This window comes from Campylobacter sp. CFSAN093249 (genome assembly GCF_011067895.1).
In the GTDB taxonomy this organism is placed as follows: Bacteria; Campylobacterota; Campylobacteria; order Campylobacterales; family Campylobacteraceae; genus Campylobacter_D; species Campylobacter_D jejuni.
Genome location: NZ_JAAMWM010000015.1, coordinates 1 through 5,000 on the forward strand (window position 1 = coordinate 1; position 5,000 = coordinate 5,000).

The 5,000-nt window shown below is 42.1% G+C and carries 2 tRNA genes and 2 rRNA genes (1 of these 4 running past the window's edge); all 4 read left to right on the plus strand.

Features of this window, described 5'->3' with window-relative positions:
- The first annotated feature begins 481 nt into the window (after positions 1 to 481).
- Positions 482 to 1,994: ribosomal RNA gene (locus FBF10_RS08450) — 16S ribosomal RNA — on the plus strand.
- A 102-nt stretch (positions 1,995 to 2,096) separates the two neighbouring features.
- Positions 2,097 to 2,172, plus strand: a tRNA-Ala gene (locus FBF10_RS08455).
- Between the two features lie 8 nt (positions 2,173 to 2,180).
- Positions 2,181 to 2,257, plus strand: a tRNA-Ile gene (locus tag FBF10_RS08460).
- A gap of 535 nt (positions 2,258 to 2,792) precedes the next feature.
- Positions 2,793 to 5,000 (plus strand): 23S ribosomal RNA (locus FBF10_RS08465); it runs 699 nt beyond the window's last position.
- Together the 16S and 23S rRNA genes with 2 tRNA genes alongside form the textbook arrangement of a ribosomal RNA operon.

A 5,000-nucleotide genomic window follows, 5' to 3' on the forward strand; every position in this document is an offset into this window, starting at 1 on the left:
CCCCCCCCCATTTTTAAACCCACCAAATACTTATATAAATACTTACACAAATATTTATACTATTTAATCCTTTGTTTAATCCCCTTTTAAGTTTAATTGGTTATACTTTCATTTCCTTTTTTTGAAAAAAGGACTTAAAATCTTTTAAATTATAAAGTTTCACTAGCTTAGTAGATTTTATAAATTAACTCTTTTGGTTTTTATCTTATAAACTAAAAGCTTTTTTATAAATCTTGTTTTTTAATTTAAAAACTTTTCTTTTAAAAATGATTTTTTGTTTTGTTCTTTTAACTTAGTATTGTTATTCAAATCTTATTAGTCAATCTTTGAAATCTAAATAAGTGATCGATTGAGCCAGAAAGATTTAGGCATAAGTAATTATGTAAAATCTATTCAATCTAATAATTAAAAAGATTAAAAGTTTTTCTTTTAATCTTTCATAACTTTTTCTTTGAAGAAAAAGATTAAACTATCTATAATTTTTATGGAGAGTTTGATCCTGGCTCAGAGTGAACGCTGGCGGCGTGCCTAATACATGCAAGTCGAACGATGAAGCTTCTAGCTTGCTAGAAGTGGATTAGTGGCGCACGGGTGAGTAAGGTATAGTTAATCTGCCCTACACAAGAGGACAACAGTTGGAAACGACTGCTAATACTCTATACTCCTGCTTAACACAAGTTGAGTAGGGAAAGTTTTTCGGTGTAGGATGAGACTATATAGTATCAGCTAGTTGGTAAGGTAATGGCTTACCAAGGCTATGACGCTTAACTGGTCTGAGAGGATGATCAGTCACACTGGAACTGAGACACGGTCCAGACTCCTACGGGAGGCAGCAGTAGGGAATATTGCGCAATGGGGGAAACCCTGACGCAGCAACGCCGCGTGGAGGATGACACTTTTCGGAGCGTAAACTCCTTTTCTTAGGGAAGAATTCTGACGGTACCTAAGGAATAAGCACCGGCTAACTCCGTGCCAGCAGCCGCGGTAATACGGAGGGTGCAAGCGTTACTCGGAATCACTGGGCGTAAAGGGCGCGTAGGCGGATTATCAAGTCTCTTGTGAAATCTAATGGCTTAACCATTAAACTGCTTGGGAAACTGATAGTCTAGAGTGAGGGAGAGGCAGATGGAATTGGTGGTGTAGGGGTAAAATCCGTAGATATCACCAAGAATACCCATTGCGAAGGCGATCTGCTGGAACTCAACTGACGCTAAGGCGCGAAAGCGTGGGGAGCAAACAGGATTAGATACCCTGGTAGTCCACGCCCTAAACGATGTACACTAGTTGTTGGGGTGCTAGTCATCTCAGTAATGCAGCTAACGCATTAAGTGTACCGCCTGGGGAGTACGGTCGCAAGATTAAAACTCAAAGGAATAGACGGGGACCCGCACAAGCGGTGGAGCATGTGGTTTAATTCGAAGATACGCGAAGAACCTTACCTGGGCTTGATATCCTAAGAACCTTTTAGAGATAAGAGGGTGCTAGCTTGCTAGAACTTAGAGACAGGTGCTGCACGGCTGTCGTCAGCTCGTGTCGTGAGATGTTGGGTTAAGTCCCGCAACGAGCGCAACCCACGTATTTAGTTGCTAACGGTTCGGCCGAGCACTCTAAATAGACTGCCTTCGTAAGGAGGAGGAAGGTGTGGACGACGTCAAGTCATCATGGCCCTTATGCCCAGGGCGACACACGTGCTACAATGGCATATACAATGAGACGCAATACCGCGAGGTGGAGCAAATCTATAAAATATGTCCCAGTTCGGATTGTTCTCTGCAACTCGAGAGCATGAAGCCGGAATCGCTAGTAATCGTAGATCAGCCATGCTACGGTGAATACGTTCCCGGGTCTTGTACTCACCGCCCGTCACACCATGGGAGTTGATTTCACTCGAAGCCGGAATACTAAACTAGTTACCGTCCACAGTGGAATCAGCGACTGGGGTGAAGTCGTAACAAGGTAACCGTAGGAGAACCTGCGGTTGGATCACCTCCTTTCTAGAGTACAAAGTAATAAGTCTCACAACTATTACTTCAATATATAAACTCAATTGATTCTTGTTTAGATTTCAAAGATTGATGATAAAGCTAATTGTTTATGGGGAATTAGCTCAGCTGGGAGAGCGCCTGCTTTGCACGCAGGAGGTCAGCGGTTCGATCCCGCTATTCTCCACCATTTATTAAGGGCCTATAGCTCAGCTGGTTAGAGTGCACCCCTGATAAGGGTGAGGTCACAAGTTCAAGTCTTGTTAGGCCCACCATAAAAAAGATTTGAATAAAGAAGCTTTAAAATCTAAAGCAAGTATATAAAATAGATTAAATATAAAATATAAACTCTATACTTAGATTTATTTTTTATCTTTAACTATAAAAGAATATACTTTAATAGATATAAGTAGCATATACATTATGCATTTATATTTATAATGATTATGTTAATATATATACTTCCTTTAGGTTTTAAACCTAAATGTTCTTTTTAATTATCATTGTTAAGAGTCACAAGCAAGTTTTAATAAAAACAATTTTACAGGACTTGTTAAAGGATAAAACCTATTTATCTTTTCTTTAGTTTAACTTAACTTTTAGCTGTCTTCTCTTCTATGAATAAAGAGAATATTAGATTTAAGGATTATAAATTAAAGACAAGTTTCAAACTCACTGCTTAGTTGAGACTAAATCATTTAGTTTTATATTAAGTGTTTGAATGCTTTCCGTCTTAAGATAAAGAAGTCTTATCATAAAAACTTTAACAAGGAAGTGATGCGTTTTAGAATCAATAATAAAAGGTAAAAAAGGTAAGCTACTAAGAGCGAATGGTGGATGCCTTGACTGGTAAAGGCGATGAAGGACGTACTAGACTGCGATAAGCTACGGGGAGCTGTCAAGAAGCTTTGATCCGTAGATTTCCGAATGGGGCAACCCAATGTATAGAGATATACATTACCTATATAGGAGCGAACGAGGGGAATTGAAACATCTTAGTACCCTCAGGAAAAGAAATCAATAGAGATTGCGTCAGTAGCGGCGAGCGAAAGCGCAAGAGGGCAAACCCAGTGCTTGCACTGGGGGTTGTAGGACTGCAATGTGCAAGAGGTAAGTTTAGCAGAACATTCTGGAAAGTATAACCATAGAGGGTGATAGTCCCGTATGCGAAAAACAAACCTTAGCTAGCAGTATCCTGAGTAGGGCGGGACACGAGGAATCCTGTCTGAATCCGGGTCGACCACGATCCAACCCTAAATACTAATACCAGATCGATAGTGCACAAGTACCGTGAGGGAAAGGTGAAAAGAACTGAGGTGATCAGAGTGAAATAGAACCTGAAACCATTTGCTTACAATCATTCAGAGCCCTATGTAGCAATACAGGGTGATGGACTGCCTTTTGCATAATGAGCCTGCGAGTTGTGGTGTCTGGCAAGGTTAAGCAAACGCGAAGCCGTAGCGAAAGCGAGTCTGAATAGGGCGCTTAGTCAGATGCTGCAGACCCGAAACGAAGTGATCTATCCATGAGCAAGTTGAAGCTAGTGTAAGAACTAGTGGAGGACTGAACCCATAGGCGTTGAAAAGCCCCGGGATGACTTGTGGATAGGGGTGAAAGGCCAATCAAACTTCGTGATAGCTGGTTCTCTCCGAAATATATTTAGGTATAGCGTTGTGTCGTAATATAAGGGGGTAGAGCACTGAATGGGCTAGGGCATACACCAATGTACCAAACCCTATCAAACTCCGAATACCTTATATGTAATCACAGCAGTCAGGCGGCGAGTGATAAAATCCGTCGTCAAGAGGGAAACAACCCAGACTACCAGCTAAGGTCCCTAAATCTTACTTAAGTGGAAAACGATGTGAAGTTACTTAAACAACCAGGAGGTTGGCTTAGAAGCAGCCATCCTTTAAAGAAAGCGTAATAGCTCACTGGTCTAGTGATTTTGCGCGGAAAATATAACGGGGCTAAAGTAAGTACCGAAGCTGTAGACTTAGTTTACTAAGTGGTAGGAGAGCGTTCTATTTGCGTCGAAGGTATACCGGTAAGGAGTGCTGGAGCGAATAGAAGTGAGCATGCAGGCATGAGTAGCGATAATTAATGTGAGAATCATTAACGCCGTAAACCCAAGGTTTCCTACGCGATGCTCGTCATCGTAGGGTTAGTCGGGTCCTAAGTCGAGTCCGAAAGGGGTAGACGATGGCAAATTGGTTAATATTCCAATACCAACATTAGTGTGCGATGGAAGGACGCTTAGGGCTAAGGGGGCTAGCGGATGGAAGTGCTAGTCTAAGGTCGTAGGAGGTTATATAGGCAAATCCGTATAACAATACTCCGAGAACTGAAAGGCTTTTTGAAGTCTTCGGATGGATAGAAGAACCCCTGATGCCGTCGAGCCAAGAAAAGTTTCTAAGTTTAGCTAATGTTGCCCGTACCGTAAACCGACACAGGTGGGTGGGATGAGTATTCTAAGGCGCGTGGAAGAACTCTCTTTAAGGAACTCTGCAAAATAGCACCGTATCTTCGGTATAAGGTGTGGTTAGCTTTGTATTAGGATTTACTCCGAAAGCAAGGAAACTTACAACAAAGAGTCCCTCCCGACTGTTTACCAAAAACACAGCACTCTGCTAACTCGTAAGAGGATGTATAGGGTGTGACGCCTGCCCGGTGCTCGAAGGTTAATTGATGGGGTTAGCATTAGCGAAGCTCTTGATCGAAGCCCGAGTAAACGGCGGCCGTAACTATAACGGTCCTAAGGTAGCGAAATTCCTTGTCGGTTAAATACCGACCTGCATGAATGGCGTAACGAGATGGGAGCTGTCTCAAAGAGGGATCCAGTGAAATTGTAGTGGAGGTGAAAATTCCTCCTACCCGCGGCAAGACGGAAAGACCCCGTGGACCTTTACTACAGCTTGACACTGCTACTTGGATAAGAATGTGCAGGATAGGTGGGAGGCTTTGAGTATATGACGCCAGTTGTATATGAGCCATTGTTGAGATACCACTCTTTCTTAT